Source organism: Amycolatopsis sp. lyj-112, assembly GCF_046549055.1.
In the GTDB taxonomy this organism is placed as follows: domain Bacteria; phylum Actinomycetota; class Actinomycetes; order Mycobacteriales; family Pseudonocardiaceae; genus Amycolatopsis.
This window is the reverse complement of record NZ_JAJPWS010000012.1, coordinates 219,140-236,901: the sequence shown is the minus strand read 5'-3', so window position 1 is coordinate 236,901 and position 17,762 is coordinate 219,140. Positions and strand designations below refer to the sequence as shown.

Annotated in this window: 11 protein-coding genes; 4 read left to right on the top strand and 7 right to left on the bottom strand. The window is 69.3% G+C overall.

Annotated elements, in window-relative coordinates; translation table 11 throughout:
- The first annotated feature begins 102 nt into the window (after window positions 1–102).
- Window positions 103–3,753, top strand: a complete 3,651-nt coding sequence (locus tag ACLJRL_RS32245; RefSeq protein WP_410660105.1) for a CARDB domain-containing protein — start codon at window positions 103–105, stop codon at window positions 3,751–3,753.
- A 66-nt stretch (window positions 3,754–3,819) separates the two neighbouring features.
- Here ACLJRL_RS32245 and ACLJRL_RS32240 read toward each other — a convergent pair whose 3' ends face one another.
- Window positions 3,820–4,281, bottom strand: a complete 462-nt coding sequence (locus ACLJRL_RS32240; protein ID WP_410660104.1) for an Lrp/AsnC family transcriptional regulator — start codon at window positions 4,279–4,281, stop codon at window positions 3,820–3,822.
- Between the two features lie 160 nt (window positions 4,282–4,441).
- On the opposite strand from ACLJRL_RS32240, the gene ACLJRL_RS32235 reads away from it, so the two are divergent.
- On the top strand, window positions 4,442–7,906 hold the full coding sequence (locus tag ACLJRL_RS32235) for an indolepyruvate ferredoxin oxidoreductase family protein (protein ID WP_410660103.1): 3,465 nt from the start codon (window positions 4,442–4,444) through the stop codon (window positions 7,904–7,906).
- 10 nt (window positions 7,907–7,916) lie between these two features.
- Here ACLJRL_RS32235 and ACLJRL_RS32230 read toward each other — a convergent pair whose 3' ends face one another.
- On the bottom strand, window positions 7,917–9,104 hold the full coding sequence (locus ACLJRL_RS32230; RefSeq protein ID WP_410660102.1) for a cytochrome P450: 1,188 nt from the start codon (window positions 9,102–9,104) through the stop codon (window positions 7,917–7,919).
- Between the two features lie 110 nt (window positions 9,105–9,214).
- Between ACLJRL_RS32230 and ACLJRL_RS32225 the strand changes: the two genes are divergently transcribed.
- On the top strand, window positions 9,215–9,556 hold the full coding sequence (locus ACLJRL_RS32225; protein ID WP_410660101.1) for a helix-turn-helix domain-containing protein: 342 nt from the start codon (window positions 9,215–9,217) through the stop codon (window positions 9,554–9,556).
- 5 nt (window positions 9,557–9,561) lie between these two features.
- Here ACLJRL_RS32225 and ACLJRL_RS32220 read toward each other — a convergent pair whose 3' ends face one another.
- The 3 genes from ACLJRL_RS32220 to ACLJRL_RS32210 form a co-directional block, all read right to left on the bottom strand.
- Complete coding sequence (locus tag ACLJRL_RS32220) at window positions 9,562–10,152, bottom strand: ClpP family protease (RefSeq protein ID WP_410660100.1); 591 nt, start codon at window positions 10,150–10,152, stop codon at window positions 9,562–9,564.
- Window positions 10,149–10,772 (bottom strand): ClpP family protease, encoded by a 624-nt coding sequence (locus ACLJRL_RS32215; RefSeq protein WP_410660099.1) that lies wholly within the window; start codon window positions 10,770–10,772, stop codon window positions 10,149–10,151. The genes ACLJRL_RS32220 and ACLJRL_RS32215 overlap by 4 nt, the downstream gene beginning before the upstream one ends.
- A 97-nt stretch (window positions 10,773–10,869) precedes the next feature.
- Window positions 10,870–13,173 carry an excinuclease ABC subunit UvrA gene (locus ACLJRL_RS32210; protein ID WP_410660098.1) on the bottom strand — a complete coding sequence of 768 codons (2,304 nt, stop codon included), beginning with the start codon at window positions 13,171–13,173 and terminating at the stop codon, window positions 10,870–10,872.
- Window positions 13,174–13,234: 61 nt separating this feature from the next.
- On the opposite strand from ACLJRL_RS32210, the gene ACLJRL_RS32205 reads away from it, so the two are divergent.
- Entirely contained in the window at window positions 13,235–14,188 is a 954-nt protein-coding gene (locus tag ACLJRL_RS32205) for a helix-turn-helix transcriptional regulator (protein WP_410660097.1), read from the top strand.
- A gap of 59 nt (window positions 14,189–14,247) precedes the next feature.
- Here ACLJRL_RS32205 and ACLJRL_RS32200 read toward each other — a convergent pair whose 3' ends face one another.
- Both ACLJRL_RS32200 and ACLJRL_RS32195 read right to left on the bottom strand, forming a co-directional pair.
- Complete coding sequence (locus tag ACLJRL_RS32200) at window positions 14,248–14,376, bottom strand: hypothetical protein (protein ID WP_410660096.1); 129 nt, start codon at window positions 14,374–14,376, stop codon at window positions 14,248–14,250.
- A gap of 92 nt (window positions 14,377–14,468) precedes the next feature.
- Window positions 14,469–17,618, bottom strand: a complete 3,150-nt coding sequence (locus tag ACLJRL_RS32195) for a family 78 glycoside hydrolase catalytic domain (protein ID WP_410660095.1) — start codon at window positions 17,616–17,618, stop codon at window positions 14,469–14,471.
- Window positions 17,619–17,762: the final 144 nt, after the last annotated feature.

The following is a 17,762-nucleotide window of genomic DNA, read 5'->3' as shown; positions in this document are numbered from 1 at the left end:
AAATTTCTGAACCATGTCAAGTTCTTGCAATACGTCTCACGGTTGTTGCATGCTCGTACGGCTCTGGCTCCCTCCCTGCTGTCTCAAAGAAGAGAAGACGCCATGACACGTATGCGCCTGTCCCGGCTCATCGCCGGTTTCCTCGCTGTAGGGCTCTCCGCGGCGGGGTTGTCCCCGGCCTCCGCGGCCGGTGGTCCGGTCCAGACCACCGCGGCCGCCGAACCCAGACCGGCCGCGCTCGCGGAAGTACCGTTGACCCGCACGGTGTCGGCGAGCAGTACGCAGCCCGGCTATCCCGTCTCGAACGCCGTGGACGGTGACCAGGCGACCTACTGGGAATCGGCGAACAACGCGTTCCCCCAGTGGATCCAGGCCGATCTCGGAGCGGCCAAATCGCTTTCGCGGATCGTGCTGAAACTCCCGGCGACCTGGGAAGCGCGCACTCAGACGCTCGCCGTGCGCGGCGGCGACGACGGCACCTCGTTCACCGACCTCGTGGGGGTGAGCGCGCACGCGTTCAACCCCGGCGCGAACACGGTCACGATCCCGGTGAACGGATCGGCCCGGTACGTGCGGCTGAACATCACCGCGAACACGCGATGGCCCGGCGCGCAGCTCTCGGAATTCGAGCTGTACGGGCCGGACACCGGTGACACGCAGGCGCCGTCGGCGCCCGCGCACCTCGCGCTGACCGAGCCCGGCTCCGGCCAGATCCGGTTGACGTGGTCGGCCTCGACCGACAACGTCGGCGTCAGCGGCTACACCGTCTATCGCGACGGCACGCCGGCCGCCACGGTCACCGGCACCACTTTCACCGAGACCAGGCCCGCGGGTACGCGTGTCGAGTACTTCGTGCGGGCCAAGGACGCCGTGGGCAACGAATCCGTGGACAGCGACCACGTCGTGCGCTCCGGGCCGACCGCGGGCGCGAACCTCGCCGCGGGCAAGCCGATCGAGGCGTCCTCGACGGTCCACAGTTTCGTCGCCACCAACGCCAACGACAACAACACCGCCACCTACTGGGAATCCGCCGGGGGCTATCCGAGCACGCTGACGGTGAAGCTCGGCGCCAACGCCGACGTCGATTCGGTCAGCGTGAAGCTCGATCCGGACGCGATCTGGGGCGCGCGGACGCAGAACTTCGAGATCCTCGGCCGCGAGCAGGGCGCCACCGCGTTCACGTCGCTGTCGGCGCGGGCCGATCGCCGGTTCGATCCGGCCACCAACCAGAACACGGTGACCATCCCGGTCGATGGCCAGGTCGCCGACGTGCGGCTGCAGTTCTTCGCCAACTCCGGCGCGGCGGGCGCGCAGGTCGCGGAGTTCCAGGTGCTCGGCACCCCGGCGCCGAATCCGGACCTCGTCGTCACCGGCACGGCCTGGACCCCGCAGAACCCGACGGAGACCAGCCAGATCGCGGTTGCGGCGACGGTGAAGAACGCGGGCTCGGCGAACGCGGCCGCCACGACCGTGAACGTCAGTCTCGGCGGCACCGTCGTCGGTGACGCGGCCGTCGGCGCACTCGCCGCCGGTGCTTCCACCACCGTGACCGTGAACGCGGGTACGCGGCCGCAGGGCACCTACAGCGTGTCCGCCACCGCGGACCCCGCGAACAAGGTCGTGGAGCAGGACGACACCAACAACACCTTCACCTCACCGACGTCGCTCGTGATCGCGCAGGCGCCAGGGCCGGACCTCGAGGTCACCGGCATCACGTCGAACCCGTCGAACCCCGCGGCCGGTACGGCGGTGTCGTTCACCGTCGCGGTGCACAACCGCGGCACGAGCGGCGCGGGCGCTTCGGTGACCCGGCTGACCGTCGGCGGCACCACCCTGAACACCGACACGGCCACGATCGCGGCCGGTGCCACGGCGAACGTCGCGATTTCGGGCACGTGGACCGCCACCAACGGCGGGGCGACGCTCTCCGCGACGGCCGACGCGACGAACACGGTCGCGGAGACCAACGAGTCCAACAACGGGCTCTCGCGGTCCCTTGTGGTGGGTCGTGGCGCGGCGGTGCCGTACGTCGAGTACGAGGCGGAAGCCGCGCAGTACCAAGGACAGTTGCTGGAGGCCGACCCGCTGCGCACGTTCGGGCACACGAACTTCGCGACCGAGTCCTCCGGCCGCAAGTCCGTGCGGCTGGCGAATCAGGGTCAGTACGTGGAGTTCACCTCGACGAACCAGGCGAACTCCATCGTGGTCCGCAACTCGATCCCCGACGCCGCGGCCGGTGGCGGGCAGGACTCGACGATCAGCTTGTACGTCAACGGGACCTTCGCGCAGAAGCTGACGCTGTCGTCCAGGCACAGCTGGCTCTACGGCAGCACCGACGACCCCGAGGGCCTGACGAACACGCCGTCGGCCAACGCGCGGCGGCTGTTCGACGAGTCGAACGCGCTGCTCGCGCAGTCGTACCCGCCGGGCACGAAGTTCAAGCTGCAGCGGGACAGCGGTGACAACGCGGCGTTCTACATCATCGACATGGTCGACCTCGAACAGGTCGCGCCGGCGGCCGGGAAACCGGCCGGCTGCACGTCGATCACGGAGTACGGCGCGGTGCCGAACGACGGGAACGACGACTCGACGGCGCTCCAGCGCGCTGTCACCGACGACCAGAACGGCGTGATCCCGTGCGTGTGGATCCCGGCGGGCCAGTGGCGGCAGGAGAAGAAGATCCTGACCGACGACCCGAACGTGCCCAACGGCGGCGGCCAGTACAACCAGATCGGCATCTCCAACGTGACGATCCGCGGTGCCGGTATGTGGCATTCGCAGCTGTACTCCCAGATCCAGCCGCAGGACGCGGGCGGCATCAACCACCCGCACGAAGGCAACTTCGGGTTCGACATCGACAAGAACACCCAGATCTCCGACATCGCGATCTTCGGTTCCGGCCGGATCCGCGGCGGGGACGGGAACGCCGAGGGCGGTGTCGGTCTCAACGGCCGGTTCGGTACCGGTACGAAGATCTCGAACGTGTGGATCGAGCACGCGAACGTCGGGGCGTGGGTCGGCAGGGACTACACCAACCTCCCCGCGCTGTGGGGTCCGGGTGACGGCCTGGAGTTCACCGGGATGCGGATCAGGAACACCTACGCCGACGGCATCAACTTCACCAACGGCACCAGGAACTCGAAGGTGTTCAACTCGTCGTTCCGCACCACCGGTGACGATGCGCTCGCGGTGTGGGCGAACCAGTACGTGAAGGACACGGCGACGGATATCGCGCACGACAACGTGTTCGCGAACAACACGATCCAGCTGCCCTGGCGGGCCAACGGAATCGCGATCTACGGAGGCTACGGGAACAAGATCGAGAACAACATCGTCCACGACACGATGAACTATCCGGGCATCATGCTGGCGACCGATCACGACCCGCTGCCCTTCTCCGGGCAGACGCTGATCGCGAACAACGCCCTGTACCGCTGCGGCGGGGTGTTCTGGGGCGAACAGCAGGAGTTCGGCGCGATCACGTTCTTCGCGCAGGCCAAGGACATCCCCGGGGTCACGGTGCGGGACACGGAGATCCACGACTCGACCTACGACGGCATCCAGTTCAAGACGGGTGGCGGCGTGGTGACCGCGGCGGTCACGAACGTCAAGATCGACAAGTCGAACAACGGGGCCGGCCTTCTCGCGATGAGCGGCGCCCGTGGCAGCGCGACCTTGACCAACGTGACGATCACGAACTCGTCGGGCGGCGACATCGTCGTCCAGCCGGGTTCGCAGTTCGTGGTCAGGTAACGCTCCGTCAAGCGCGTGAGGGCCACCCTCAGGGACTCAGAATCCCTGAGGGTGGCCCTCACGCGCTTACGGCTGCGGCCATTGCTGCCCGCGGCTCCAGGAGTCCAGCGCGATCAGCGTCTTCGTCCCGGTCACCTGGTGGTGCCGACGGATCTCGTCGATGGTGCGCTGCAGATGGCCCATGTCCCGCACCCGGAGCCAGACGAGCGCGTCGGGATCGCCCGCGATGGTGAACACCGCCTGGGCTTCGGGCATCCGCGTGGTCGTCTGGACGATCTCGCCGACCTTCGTGGTCCCGGTGAAGCGCAGTTCGGTGAACGCCTCGATGCCCCAGCCGAGTTTGGCGTGGTCGATCTGGACGGTGTAGCCGACGATGACGCCGGTCTCCTGCATGCGGTCGATACGGCGTTTGACCGCCGCGGTGGACAGCGTGACGCGGGCGCCGATGTCGGCGAGGGTCCGCCGGGCGTCCTCCCGCAGCAGTTCCAGGATTTCGCGATCGGTCTCGTCGATGAGATGCTCCGCCATGGCGACGTATCGTACTCTGACGCAACAGATCACAGCCAAAGCTGCAATTCGAGTGCATATTTTGCGTGTAGCCCGCCAGTGTCTACTCGCTTGTTGCGGAGATCACTCTGGCCCGGTCTGCTGTCCCCGTACCGTGCGGGCGGATGACCAGGAGGGTCTCGTGGAGCAGTTCACGCTGGAGGACCGGTATCTGCGCGAGGACGGCACGGTCTACCTCAGCGGGGTCCAGGCGCTGGTCCGGATGCTCTTCGACAGGGTGCGCCATGACCGCGCCCTCGGGGCCTCTCCCGCGGTGTTCGTCTCCGGCTACGAGGGTTCGCCCCTGGCCGGGTACGACCTCGAACTCGGCCGCAGGTCCGTTCTGCTGGACAAGCACAACGTCGTGCACCGGCCGGGCCTGAACGAGGAACTGGCCGCGACGGCGGTCATGGGCAGCCAGCTCACGAAGTCGGTCGGCTCTTCGACCGGCGGCGTCACCGGGATCTGGTACGGCAAGGCGCCCGGCCTCGACCGCGCGACCGACGCCCTGCGGCACGCCAACCTCGCGGGCACCGATCCGCTGGGCGGGGCGGTGGCGCTGGTCGGCGACGATCCCAACGCCAAGTCGTCCTCGGTGCCCTGCGCCTCCGAACTCGCGCTGGCGGATCTGTCGATGCCGGTGTTCTTCCCGGCCGACTCCCAGGACGTGCTGGACTTCGGCCTGCACGCGGTCGAGCTGTCCCGGGCCAGCGGACTGTGGTCGTCGATGAAACTGGTGGCGAACGTGGCCGACGCCGCGGGCACCGCGCTGGTCCGGCCACAGTGGACGGCACCGGAACTCACCTTGCCGAAGGGCCCGACGCCGTACCGGCACAAGCCCAGCTCGCGACTGCTCGGTACCGGGCTGATGGCGCTCGAACGCAGTCTCTACACCGAACGCCTGCCGCTGGCCCTCGAATACGTGCGCGCCAGCGGGGTCAACCGGATCGTCTGCCAGGGACCCGCCGACCGCATCGGCATCGTCACCGCCGGGAAGTCCTATTTGGACCTGATGCAGGCCCTTCGGTTGCTCGGCCTGGACGAAGAGGCGTTGTCCCGCCACGGGATCCGGATCCTCAAGCTCGGCGTCATCCATCCGCTGGAACCTTCGATCGTGCGCCGGTTCGCCGAGGGCCTGACCGAGATCGTCGTGGTGGAGGAGAAGCGTTCCTTCGTCGAGGCGGCGATCAAGGACGTGCTCTACGGCACCACCGGCGCTCCCGCCGTCTACGGCAAGACCGGTCCGGACGGCCGCACGTTGTGCACCGAACTCGGCGAGCTCGACCCGGACTCCGTCGCCAGGGCACTGGCTTCCCGCCTGAGCGAGCATCACGAGATCCCGTCGGTCACCACGTGGCGGCAGCGGCGGCGTCGCGAGCGCATCTCGGTCCCGCTGCTGACGCGGACGCCGTACTTCTGTTCCGGCTGCCCGCACAACGCCTCGACCAAGGTGCCCGAGGGAACCGTGGTGGGCGGCGGCATCGGTTGTCACGCCATGGCCCTGCTCATGGAACCCGAACAGGTCGGGGACGTCATCGGCCTGACGCAGATGGGCGGCGAGGGCGCGCAGTGGCTCGGGATGGAGCCCTTCGTCGAAGCCAAGCACTTTGTGCAGAACATCGGTGACGGCACGTTCACCCACTCCGGTAGTCTCGCGGTGCGGGCCGCGGTGGCCGCGGGCGTGAACATCACCTACAAGCTCCTCTACAACTCCACTGTCGCGATGACCGGCGGGCAGGACGCCATCGGCGGGCTCCCGGTGGACCGGCTGGCGTCCCTGCTCCTGATCGAGGGCGTCGCCAAGGTGGTCATCACCAGCGACGAGCCCGAGCGGTTCCGCCGGGTGCGGCTGCCCGCGGGGGTCGACGTCCGGCATCGCGACGAACTGCTGAGCACGCAAGAGGAACTGGCCGGTGTAACCGGCGTGACGGTGCTCATCCACGACCAGGAATGCGCCGCCGAGAAACGTCGCAAGCGCCGTCGCGGCAAGCTGGAGACACCGGCCACCAAGGTCGTCATCAACGAGCGCGTGTGCGAGGGCTGCGGCGACTGCGGCGAGAAGTCGAACTGCCTGTCGGTGCAGCCCGTCGCCACCGAGTTCGGCCGCAAGACCACGATCCACCAGTCTTCGTGCAATGTGGACTATTCGTGCCTGGCGGGGGATTGCCCCTCGTTCATGACGGTGGTGCCCACCGGCCGGAAGCAGCGGCGCCATGCCGGCGAGATCACCGCGGCGGAACTGCCGGAGCCGGTGCGCACCACCGACGGCGCCGACTTCTCCGTCCGGATCACCGGGGTCGGCGGGACCGGGGTGGTCACCGTCGCGCAGATCCTCGCCACCGCCGCCGTGCTGGAAGGCAAACAGGTCCGCACGCTGGACATGACCGGGCTCGCGCAGAAGGGCGGCGCCGTCGTCTCGGATCTGAAGATCACCGCCGAGCCGAAGCCGCAGGCCCCGAAACTCGCGGCCGGGGAATGCGATCTCTACCTGGCCTGCGACGTCCTGGTCGGTGCCGATCCGGCGAACCTCTCGGTGACCGAACCCGGCCGCACCACCGCCGTGGTCTCCACCACCGAGGTGCCGACCGGCCGGATGATCATCGATACCACCGTGTCCTTCCCCGACGCGGCGGCCGTCCGCGGCGCGATCTCCGAGAACGCGGCGCGCACCGTGGCGCTCGATGCCCGGGAACTGGCCGAGACCCTGTTCGACGACGACCAGTTCGCCAACATCCTCCAGCTCGGCGCGGCGCACCAGACCGGGGCGATCCCGCTGGACGCCGCCAGCCTCGAGCGCGCGATCGAGCTCAACGGGGTCGCCGTCGCGGGCAACCTCCAGGCGTTCCGGCGCGGCCGGCAGCTCGTCGCCGATCCCGACGCCCTGCACGCCGCCGTCACCCCGCCGGCCGTGGCCGCGACGTCCACTCCGTCACCGGCCACACTCCGTGCCCGCGTGCTCGTCCACGCCGAGCCGGGTTCCGAACTCGCGCGCCTGCTGGACATCCGCGTTCCCGAGCTCGTCCAGTACCAGAACGTCGCCTACGCGAGGGAATACGCCGAGTTCGTCGAGCGGGTGCGGTTCCTGGAAGGGGATTCGACCGCCGTCACCGAGGCGGTGGCGCGCAACCTGCACAAACTGATGGCCTACAAGGACGAATACGAGGTCGCCCGACTTTCGCTCGATCCCGCCGTGCTCGCCGGGATCGAGGCGGAGTTCGGGGAGGGCAGCCGCTACGCCTACCGCCTGCACCCGCCGTTCCTGCGGGCGCTGGGGATGAAGCGCAAGATCGCGCTCGGACCGGGCTTCCGTCCGGTGTTCGTCGCGCTGCGCGCCGCGCGGAAACTGCGCGGCAGCCGGTGGGACCTGTTCGGCAAGGCCGAAGTCAGGCGGGTGGAGCGCGAACTCGTCGGCCAGTACCGGGACGCGATCCTCGCCGCCTTCGGCACCGCGGACGCCGACCGGGGCCGGATCCTGGCACTGGCCGAACTGCCCGACCTGGTGCGCGGCTACGAAGACGTCAAACTGGCGAACGTCGAGGTGTACCGGCGGGAACAGGACGCACTCCTGGCCGAGCTGGCGCCCGCACGCCCGCATTTAGTCCTCTAATTGCGGCCTGTCAGTCGAAGGTGACGTAAAGGTCGGCGAGGCCGCGCAGCGTCACTTGCTTCGCCCAAGCCGGCTCGGACGTCAGCCGGAGCGTCCGGCCGGTGCCCAGCAGCGCTTCGAACGCCGACCTGGCTTCCAGCCGCGCCAGCGGGGCACCGAGGCAGAAGTGGATGCCTTGCCCCAGCGCGAGATGCTTCGGCGACGGGCGCCCGACGTCGAAGCGGTCCGGGTCCTCATGGGTGCGGGGATCGCGGTTGGCGGCTCCGAGCAGCACGAGCACCTGCGCGTCTTGGTCGATCGGCACGTCGCCGACGGTGGTGTCGCGCAACGCGATCCGCATCGTCAGCTGGACGGGGGAGTCGTACCGGAGCATTTCCTCGACCGCGTTCGGGATCTTCGACCGATCCTCGGCCAGCGCCTGGAACTGCCCGGGATGGTTCAGCAGCGCGAGCGTTCCGTTGCCGATCAGGTTGGTCGTCGTCTCGTGCCCGGCGACCAGGAGGAGCATCAGGGTGATCAGCAGTTCGCCTTCGCTGAGCTTGTCGCCCGCGTCGGAGACCGCCACCAGATCCGAAAGCAGGTCTTCGGTCGGCCGCGTTCGCCGTTCCCGGGCGAGTTCCCGGAAGTAGGCGACGAACTCCCGCCGGGCGGCGACCGCCGCGGCGGCAGCGTCTTCGGAGATCAGGAAGGGCGGGTCGAGCGCCCGGCCCATGGCATGCGACCAGTCTTCGAACCGGCCGCGGTCGGCCGGCGGCACCCCGAGCATTTCGCTGATGACGACGACCGGCAACGGCCGCGCAATCGCTTGCATCAGGTCGACTTCGCCTGATTCGAGCGCCTTCGCGACCAGTTCGTTCGACAGTTCTTCGACTCGCGGGGCGAGCCGCTCGATCATCCTCGGGGTGAACGCCTTGGAGACCAGCCGGCGCAGCCGCGTGTGGTCGGGCGGGTTGAGCCCGAGGAACGACCGCACAACCCGGCCCCGCTCGTCGACCGGTTCGTTCTCGTGCGGGTTCGCCAGCACCTCCGGCTCGGTGTGGCCGAACGCGGAGTCGCGCAGCAGCGCGGCCGCCTCCTCGTGCCCGCTCACCACGAAGAACCCGTCATTGAGCTTCAGCACCGGGCCGCGTTCGAACACCCCGCGGTAGAACGGGTACGGATCGGCCCTGGTCTCCGGCGTGAGCAGATTCTGGAGCATGTCGCGGGGTTCTCCTCGAGCGGGAGTCGGACTTCCTTTCTACCCGTGGACGCTGTCCGCCGTGAGCGGAACCGCCGTCCTGGACGACGGCCCGATGTCAGGATGGTGGTATGGCGGACATCCTTCCTTTCCAGCCGAAGCGCACGCCCAGCCCGGAACGTGAGCCGGAGCCGCTCTGGCGCGAGGCGCTGGGCCGGAGCCTGCGCGCCGCCAGGGAGGAGAAAGGCGGCCGCCTGATCGACATCGCGGAGCGCGCCGGCATCTCGCCGCAGTACCTGTCGGAGATCGAACGCGGCCGCAAGGAGCCGTCCAGCGAGATGATCGCCGCGGTCACCGGCGCGCTCGGTGTCCGCCTGGCGGACCTGCTCGTCGGCATCGCGGGAGACATCCGCCTGAGCAGGGGCCCCGCCGCCGGGCGTCGTCCGGCGGGACCCGTGCTCATGGCCGCCTGAAACCTTCAGGCACGCTGATCGAGGACGCTGTCCGCGAGGCCGTAGGCGACGGCGCCCGCCGCGTCGAACACGCGGTCCCGGTCGGTGTCGTGCCGCAGATCCTCGACGGCGCGACCCGTATGCGTCGAAAGGATCTCCTCCAGCTGCGTGCGCACCCGCACCACCTCGTCCGCCTGCAGGATGAGGTCCGGGATGGTGCCGCGGCCCTGCGCCGCGGGCTGGTGCAGCACCACCCGGGTGTGGGGCAGCACGAAGCGGTGCCCGGCCTCGCCCGCGGCCAGCAGCACCGCGCCCGCCGCGACGGCCTGGCCGATGCACGTAGTCGCCACCGGCGCCTTGATGAACCGCATGGTGTCGTACAGCGCGAGCATCGCGGACGGGTCACCGCCCTCGGAGTTGATGTAGAGGTTGATCTCCTGCTCCGGGTTGTCCGCCTCCAGGTACAGCAACTGGGTGATCAGCGCGTTCGCCACGCCGGAGTCGATCGCGGTCCCGAGGTAGATGACCCGCTCCGAAAGCAGATGCGAGTAGACGTCGATGATCCGTTCGCCGCCGGCGGTGCGCGTGATGACGTTGGGAATCGTGTACGTGCTCATGCGCTGACCCTTTCCGTGCCGAGCCCCAGCTGATGGGTGCGCACGGGCACGACCTGGCCGAGTCCCTCGACGACGTGGTCGATGAAGCCGTAGTCGAGCGCCTGCGCGGTGGTGAACCAGCGGTCGTGCAGCGAGTCGGCGAAGATCCGGTCGATCGGCTGGCCGGTGTCGTCCGCGATGAGCCCGAGCACCGTGTCCCTGGTGTGCCGCAGATCGTCCGCCTGGACTTCCACCTCGACAGCCGATCCGCCGATCCCCGCCGAACCCTGATGCATCAGGATCCGGGCGTGGGGAAGGGCGAACCGTTTGCCCGGAGTACCCGCCGACAACAGGAACTGCCCCGCGCTGCACGCCAGCCCCAGCGCGAGCGTGGCCACGTCACACGGCACGAGCCGCATCACGTCGCGGATGGCCAGCATCGCCGGGACCGAACCGCCCGGCGAATGGATCCACAGTGCGATGTCCTTCCGGGGATCCTCGCTGGCGAGGGACATCATCTGGGTGGCGAGCACCGTCCCGTTGTCGTCGTCGAGCGCGCCGTCGAGGACCAGGATCCGCTGGCTCAGGAACCGTTCCCGGAGCCGATGGTCGAACAGTGATTGCTTCTCGTGGTCGGTCATGCCCCGACCATGCCGCCGCCCCGGCGCCGTCCGCCGCTTTCTCTGCTGTGAGCGGATCAGCTCTCGGCAGTGAGCCCGCCTTCCCGCCCTTAGAGGACTAATTGCGGAAGTCCTGGGTCCCGTCTTGAGCGGCCTTGCGCAGATACTGACCGGTGATCGACGTCGGGTCCGCGGCCAGATCGGCCGGAGTGCCCTGGAAGATGACGGTTCCGCCGTCGGATCCGGCGCCGGGCCCGAGGTCGATGACGTGGTCGGCGTGCGCGATCACGCGCTGGTTGTGCTCGACGAGGACCAGTGTCGCGCCGTCGTCGACGAGGTCGTCGCACAGGTCGAGAAGTCTGTCGACGTCGCTTCCGTGCAGCCCGGCGGTGGGTTCGTCCAGGATGATCCGCAGGTCGGCCGGGTCACCGGTGTCGGCGAGGTGGCGGGCGAGGAGAAGCCGCTGCCGTTCGCCGCCGGAGAAGGTGTCGAGGCCCTGCCCGATGGACAGGTAGCCGAGCCCGACCCGGTCCAGCCACCGGAGCCGCCGCGCGATGCCGGAGTGGCCGGTGAGCAGGTCGGCGGCCTGGGCCGGGGTCATCGCCAGCAGGTCGGCGATGGAGCGGCCGTGCAGCGTCGCGGCGAGCGCCGCCGGGGTGAACCGGGTTCCGCCGCAGGCGTCGCAGGCGGTCCGGACGTCGTCGAGGAACGCCAGGTCGGTGACGATGACGCCCTTGCCCTTGCAGACCGGGCACGCGCCGCGGCCGTTGGCGCTGAACCACGACGCGGCGAGGCCGGTGGCCTTGGCGAAGGCGTCCCGGAGCGGTTCGGCGACGCCGAGCACGGTGGCCGGGGTCGAGCGGATGCCACCGCGCAGTGGTGCCTGGTCGACGACGACGAAGCCGGGGTGACGTCGAGGGAGTTCGTCGGCGATCAGCGTGCTCTTGCCGGATCCGGCGACCCCCGAGACGGCGGTCAGGACACCGAGCGGCACGTCGACGGTGACGTCACGCAGGTTGTGGCTGACGGCGTTCTCGATCGTCACGGTTCCCCGAGCAGCACGGGTTCGCTCCTTGAACCGGAGCGGGGCACGCAGCACGCGGCCGGTTTCGGTGTCGGTCTTCGCGAGTTCGCCGGGCCCGCCTTCGAACTGGACGTTCCCGCCGCCGGCGCCGCCACCGGGCCCGAGGTCGATGACGTGGTCGGCCGCCGCGATGACCGCGGGGTGGTGCTCGACCACGAGGATCGTGTTGTGCGCGTCGCGGAGCTTCGTCAGCAGTTCGAGGAGCCGGTGCACGTCGTGTGGGTGCAGGCCGGTGCTCGGTTCGTCGAAGACGTAACTGACGTCGCTGAGGCCGCTGCCGAGGTGACGGACGATCTTGACCCGCTGGGCTTCGCCGCCGGACAGCGTCCGCGACTCCCGGGACAGGCTGAGGTAGCCGAGCCCGACCGAATCCAGGGCGTCGAGGCGCTCCCGGATCGCCTGCAGGAGCGGTGCCACGGACGTGTGGTGCACGGCCGTCACGACGTCACGCAGGTCGCCGACGGGCAGGTCGGACCACTCCGCGATCGACCGGCCGTCGATCAGGCTGTTCCTCGCGGCCTCGGTGAGGCGGGCGCCGTCGCAGTCCGGGCAGGTGCTGTGGGTGACGACTCGGGCGAGCCCCTGTTCCTCTTCGGTGGTGAGACGCGACGGCGTCTTGCGCAGGTACGAGTCCCTCAGCCGCGGGAGGACGCCGTCGAAGACGCCGTGATCGGGGTACTCGGGATCGGGGTCGGCGAGCCGGAGTGCCTCGGCGTTGAGCAGCGCGTCGAGCTTCGCGGCGGGGAGCTTCTCCAGGGGGACGTCGGCGTCGGCGAGCCCGGAGTGGATGAGCCGCTTCCACCGGTAGGTGCCGGGAGCGAACGTCGGGAACCGCACGGCGCCGTCGCGCAGGCTCAGTGACCGGTCGAGCAGCAGGTCGAGGTCGATGTCGTCGACCACGCCGAGCCCTTCACAGCGTGGGCACATCCCGCTGGGGTCGTTGAACGAATACGCGGGGGAGAACCCGGCGGCCGGGCTGCCGATACGGGAGAACAGCAGCCGCAGCAGCGGCGCGATGTCGCTCGCCGTGCCGACCGTCGACCGCGCGTTCCCGGTGAACCGCCGCTGATCCACGATCGTGGTGAACACCAGCCCGTCGATCCGGTCGACGTCCGCCGGCGGGTGCTGGGGGAGCCGGTTTCGCACGAACGCGGGATAGGTCCCGGTGACCAGGCGCTCGGCCTCGGCCGCGATCGTGTCGAACGCCAGCGAAGACTTCCCCGATCCCGATACCCCGGTGAACACCGTCAGCCGGTGCTTCGGCACGCGCACCGACACGTCCTGCAGGTTGTGCGTCCGGGCTCCTTCGACCGTGATCCAGCGGCCTCGTTCGTTCATCTCCGCAGGCTACGATGAGATGTGGCCGGATAGCGGCCACAATTATCCGGGAGGGATCGATGTGACGACACCCCGAGAGCGGATGCTCCGGCTGCTGTCCCTTCTGCAGTCCGGGCGCCACTGGCCCGCCGTCGACCTCGCCGCGGCGATGGAGGTGCCTTCGCGCACGCTCCGGCGGGACATCGACCACCTGCGAGGCATGGGTTACCCGGTGGAAAGCTCGCGCGGGCCGGGAGGCCACTACCGGCTCGTCGCCGGAGCCGCGCTGCCCCCGCTCATGCTCGAACACGACGAAGCGATCGCCACCGTGCTCGGCCTGCGCCTCGCGGCCGCGGGCGGGACCGGGATCGACCTCACCGCCGAGTCCGCGGAACGCGCCGCCGCGAAACTGCGCCGCATCCTCCCCGCCGCCCTGCGCCGCAGAACCGACGAGGTGCTCGCCGCGGTCGAGTTCGGCCGCAGCGACCAACCCCAGGCCGACGCCACGGTGCTGGACGTCGCCGCTTCGGCCATCGCGGCTCGCCGCTGCCTCGAATTCGCCTACAACGCCAAGGACGGGCCGTCGTTCCGGACGGTCGAACCGATGCGGCTCGTCCAGCTACGCCGGCGCTGGTACCTCTACGCCTGGGACCTCGGACGGCAGGACTGGCGGAGCTTCCGGCTCGATCGGATCACCGGACCGCGAACGGACGACGTGGCCTTCGAGCCGCGCGCCCTCCCCGTCGACGACCTCGCCGGACATCTCCGTGAGCGCTTCGACGGCCCGAAATCGCTCGAGGTCACGCTGACCCTGCACACCGACGTGCGCGACGCCGCGGCACGCCTGCACCGCGTCGACGGCACACTCGAAGCCATCGACGAGCACAGCTGCCGGTATGTCGCCCACGTCGATTCCTTCGAGTGGCTGGCCGTCGTCCTGACCCTCACCGACCTCGGCTTCACCGTGGTCGGGCCCGCGGACTTCCGGGACTACGTCGCGCGTACCGGGCAGCGCCTGCTTCGCGCTACCTCGTAGTCGTCCTCGCCGCCGAGCACCGCGGAAGGGGCCGGGCCGCGGCGGCCCGGCCCCTGCTTTCACTGGCAGGCTTCGCAGTCCGGGTCCTCGATGCGGCAGGCGGCTCCGTCGGTGAGGGGGAAGTCGAAGTCGTCGAGCGCGGGGACGGCCAGAGCGGTGGTTTCTTCCGGCGTGGCGGTGGCGGACATGGCACTCCCTTGGATACGAACGGTTGCTACTTCTGTGTAGCGCCGAAGATCGACGGACATTCCGTGACGCGCGCCACAGGCATCGCTCACCGTCACCTCGTGGTGAACTGCCAGCGACCGTGGCCTGCTCGCAGCACCACGAAACCCCGGTCCTGCCGGACGAATTCCGCTCCGGGAGTGGACACCACCGCGTCCCGGCCGGTGGCCGGAACGTGCACTTCGGCGGTCGCCCCGACGGGGACGTCGACGGTCAGGCGGAACGTGTCGCCCACCTTCGCCCAGCCCGCCGACACCCGGCCGCGCACGGTGTCGATCTCGGTCCGCGCCCAGTTCAGGGAAACGGTGGCGTCCGGCCGCACGGTGAACGTCCGGTAGCCGGCGTCACCGGGACGGACCCCGGCGACGTTCTCGTACAGCCATTGCGTGATGGTGCCCTTGAAATAGTGGTTGCGCGAACGCGTCCCCGCGTCCCACATCTCCCACATGGTGTCCGCGCCGTTGTCGAGCCAGTGGCCCCAGCTCGGATAGGTCCGTTCGGTGGCGACCGCGTGGGCGACGTCCGCGTGCCCGTTGTCGGTCAGCGCCCGCAGCAGGACGCTCGTGCCCAGCGCGCCGGTGTTCAGGTGGTTCCCGTTGGCGCGCAGATGATCGGCCAGGCTCGCGGCCACGGTGGCGATCGATCCCGGCGGGACCATGCCGAAGGCCAGCGGGACGGCGTTCGACGTCTGCCGGTAGCCCGGATCCTTCGCCGTCCGGTAGTGCCCGTCGAGGAACGCCGCGTTGAACGCGGTCTTGAGGCCGGCGGCGACCGAGCGGTACCGGGCCGGCACGTCGCCGTGTCCCAGCAGATCCCCGATTTCGGCGGTGTCCAGCAGGCTCCGGTAGAGGTAGGCGGTGGCGGTGAGCCGGGTGTCCTCCGGCGGGAGCCCGTCGGTGCCAGGCGCGAGGTAGTCGCCGAGCGCGGTCACCGCGAGCCCGTCTCGCAACCGCCCGATTTCCCAGTCGAGGTACCGGATCAGCGTGGGCCAGTGGTCGGCGATGATCCGCTCGTCGCCGTACACCCGGTACATTTCACGCAGCAGGAACGGATAGACCGTCGTCCATTCGGGCGCGGGGGCGAGTTCGCGGTAGCCCCACCCGCCGCTGGGCACGATCACCGGAAGCTGCCCGGCCTGGTCCTGGCTGTCGGAGAGATCGCCCGCCCATTTGGTGAAGAACCGCGCGAGGCCGAATTCGTGCAGCATCGCGGGCAGCGCGACCTGGACGTCGCCGGTCCAGCCGTTCTTCTCGTAGGTCGGGGTGTCCGTGGGAATACCGTGGAGGTTGTTCACGACGGTGCGCCGCATCGCGCGGTCCAGTTGCTCGAACATCGGCTCCGAGCACCGGAAAGTGCTGACCTCGGGGACATCCGAGTGCACGAGCCTGCCCACGACGTCCGGCCTGCCCGCCGTCCCGGTCACCTGGACGTACCGGAAACCCTTGTAGGAGAACTGGGGTTCCCAGCTCTCGCGTCCTCCCGCGCAGACGTATTCGTCCAGCTGGACGCGGCCGCCCGACACGTGGCCGTTGACCATGTGGACCGTGCCGTCGGGATTCACCGTTTCGCCGTAGAGCATCCGGACCACCGTGCCCGCCGGGGCGGTGACGGAAAGCCTTGCCCAGCCGGACATCGTGCGTCCCATGTCCACCACGTACACGCCCGGACGAGGCTCGGTGATCGCCGTCGGCGTCACCGTGGCGACCGTGCGGATCGGCTCGTGCTGCTGGGCCCGCAGCCGTCCCTTGGGGGCGGCCTGGACGGCGGGAGCCTGCCAGGTGCGGTCGTCGAAGCCGGGGCTCGACCAGCCGCGCGGCGCTTTCCTCGCGTCGTAGGTTTCCCCGGTGTACAGGGAATTCGAGAGCGTCGGCCCTTCGAGCATCCGCCAGGTGGAATCCGAACCGACGACGGTGCGGGAACCGTCCGGATGATCGATCTCCAGCTGTGCCAGCAGTTTCGGCTCACCGTGCCAGGGCGGCCGCTCCCATCGCCAGACGTTCGGCGAGACCATCCCGAAGAAGCCGCGGCCGAGCGTCACGCCGAAAGCGTTCGCTCCCCTGGTGACGAGCTTGGTGACGTCGTGCACGGCGTAGAGCACGGTGTCGTCGTAGTCGGTGAAACCCGGATCGAGAACCTGGTCACCGATGCGTTTTCCGTTGATTTCCGCGTCGTAGTAAGCGAGCCCGCTGATGTAGAGCCGGGCCCGGGTAACCGGCTTGCCGAGGGAGAACTGCTTGCGCAGCAACGGCGCCGGGTTCTCACGCGCCGCGACCGACACATTGGCGCCCCAGGGTCCCTGGCCGTAGGGTGCCAGCACGGTCACGGAGGGCCAGGCGCTGTCGTCGAATCCCGTTTCCCGCCACCCGGTCTGCTCCTCGGTGGAGACCTTCCAGCCGGCGCCGGTGAGCAGTTCCCGCTGGTGGCCGTCGGAAAAGTCCACCAGCAGCCGGACGAGCAGGCCCGCCGGGTTCGGCGCGGTTCCCCGGTTCGTCGCGACCGCGGCGAGCACCAGCTCGCCCTCACGGACGTGTTCGGTGACCTCCGCCGAATGGCCGATCTTCCAGCCGTCGACCTGCTCCGGGGCCTGGAGTACTTGTGTGCCACCGAGGTACAGGGTGAAATCGTCGTCGGCGGTGGCCACGAGCCGGGCACGGGTCACCCCGGACGGCAGTGTGATCGTGCCGCGGAACCAGCGCGATCCGGGCTGGGTGTCGGCGGTCCAGATCCACGAGGCGCCGCCGAATCCGGGAGGTGCCTCGGGAGCGGTCGCGCCGATCCACCGCGCCTGCCACTGCGTGCCGAGCAAAGCCGTTTCCCACCACCGGGATTCGCTCCACGGCGACGGCCTTCCGTCCTGGTCCCACACGCGCACGCGCCAGCTGTACCGGGTACGAGGACGCAAAGGTGGCCCGGCGTAACGGATTCCGACGCTCTGGGCCGATCGGACGCGGCCGGAGGACCAGACGCCCGCGACGTCGACCTCGTAGGCCGTCTGCCGGGCGAGGTTCCCGCCCGCGGTGAGGACCCAGGACAGCCGCGGTGCCGCGGTGTCCGTGCCCAGCAGTGTCTCGGCGTACTCGACGCTGGTCCGCTCGACCCGCAAGCGGCCACCAGGCGCCTCTTGCTCCGCCTCGGCGATCGCGGGGGTCACGGCCGTCGCGGCGACCCCGACCGCCGAACTCTTCAGAAAGTCCCGTCTACGCAACGAATTCCCCGATTCAGACGTCGGAAGTAAAACGTTTCAATGCGGTAGTCAAAGCAGCGTCGCGTCACCGAAGTGCTTCTGTCAAGGAAAACGGTCGAACCTGACCGGACAAACCGGTGTCAACAGGCGCGCGCCGGTGTCCAT

Coding starts and splice junctions, on each gene's coding strand:
- ACLJRL_RS32240 (WP_410660104.1), bottom strand. CDS start 4,281: ATGGCGGAGCATCTCATCGACGAGACCGATCGCGAAATCCTGGAACTG.
- ACLJRL_RS32215 (WP_410660099.1), bottom strand. CDS start 10,772: ATGACCGACCACGAGAAGCAATCACTGTTCGACCATCGGCTCCGGGAA.
- ACLJRL_RS32245 (WP_410660105.1), top strand. CDS start 103: ATGACACGTATGCGCCTGTCCCGGCTCATCGCCGGTTTCCTCGCTGTA.
- ACLJRL_RS32210 (WP_410660098.1), bottom strand. CDS start 13,173: ATGAACGAACGAGGCCGCTGGATCACGGTCGAAGGAGCCCGGACGCAC.
- ACLJRL_RS32225 (WP_410660101.1), top strand. CDS start 9,215: ATGGCGGACATCCTTCCTTTCCAGCCGAAGCGCACGCCCAGCCCGGAA.
- ACLJRL_RS32220 (WP_410660100.1), bottom strand. CDS start 10,152: ATGAGCACGTACACGATTCCCAACGTCATCACGCGCACCGCCGGCGGC.
- ACLJRL_RS32230 (WP_410660102.1), bottom strand. CDS start 9,104: ATGCTCCAGAATCTGCTCACGCCGGAGACCAGGGCCGATCCGTACCCG.
- ACLJRL_RS32200 (WP_410660096.1), bottom strand. CDS start 14,376: ATGTCCGCCACCGCCACGCCGGAAGAAACCACCGCTCTGGCCGTCCCC.